Origin of the sequence: Bacillus sp. AFS029533 (genome assembly GCF_002585125.1) — a bacterium.
In the GTDB taxonomy this organism is placed as follows: Bacteria; Bacillota; Bacilli; order Bacillales; family Bacillaceae_G; genus Gottfriedia; species Gottfriedia luciferensis_B.
Map to the genome: position 1 here is coordinate 1 of NZ_NUQC01000090.1, position 227 is coordinate 227.

The window sequence follows — 227 nt, forward strand, 5'->3', positions numbered from 1 at the left end:
ATTGTTTTGTTTAGTTTTGAAGGATTATCCTTCTATTGTAGATATGGGCCTATAGCTCAGCTGGTTAGAGCGCACGCCTGATAAGCGTGAGGTCGATGGTTCGAGTCCATTTAGGCCCACCATATCTTTTATAATATAATAATGGGGCCTTAGCTCAGCTGGGAGAGCGCCTGCCTTGCACGCAGGAGGTCAGCGGTTCGATCCCGCTAGGCTCCACCATTTTTTTT

2 tRNA genes are annotated in these 227 nt (G+C 47.1%); both read left to right on the plus strand.

The features are described from left to right. Nucleotides 1-45: 45 nt before the first annotated feature. Nucleotides 46-122: transfer RNA gene (locus tag COE53_RS23685), tRNA-Ile, on the plus strand. A 21-nt stretch (nt 123-143) separates the two neighbouring features. Continuing rightward, nucleotides 144-219 (plus strand) — tRNA-Ala (locus COE53_RS23690). Nucleotides 220-227 lie beyond the last annotated feature (8 nt).